Raw genomic sequence first — 341 nt, 5'->3', positions numbered from 1 at the left:
CCCGCCGGGTCGCGGACTCGGCTGCGGCGCCTGAGGTGACGGCCGGCGCGAAGCTGGCCTTGAAGGCGTCACCGATCCCGGAGGTGCCGACCTTGATGGCGGCGAAGGCGGTGCCGAAGGACAGGATGGCGGGCGCTGCGAGTGCGGCGGCCGGGCCCATGGCGACGATCGCCTGGCCGAGCGATGCCAGCGTGGGTGTGGCGGCGATGGCGAGGGCGACGATTTTGGCGATCGACGACGACAGCATGCCCATCCCGCCGGCTGAGCCTCCGGCACTGTCGCCGAGTCCGGCGAGGCTTCTGAGGCCGAAGAGCCTGGTTCTGACGTTGACGGTGCGGTCC

At 71.8% G+C, this 341-nt stretch carries 1 protein-coding gene; it reads right to left on the bottom strand.

The features are described 5' to 3' along the window. On the bottom strand, positions 1 to 253 hold a 253-nt coding region (locus IE312_RS25290), incomplete at its 3' end, for a hypothetical protein (protein ID WP_189984623.1). Positions 254 to 341: the final 88 nt, after the last annotated feature.

This window comes from Streptomyces capoamus, from assembly GCF_014654935.1.
GTDB lineage: Bacteria > Actinomycetota > Actinomycetes > Streptomycetales > Streptomycetaceae > Streptomyces > Streptomyces capoamus.
The sequence above is the reverse complement of the archived record's forward strand: the minus strand, read 5'-3'. Positions and strand labels throughout refer to the sequence as shown.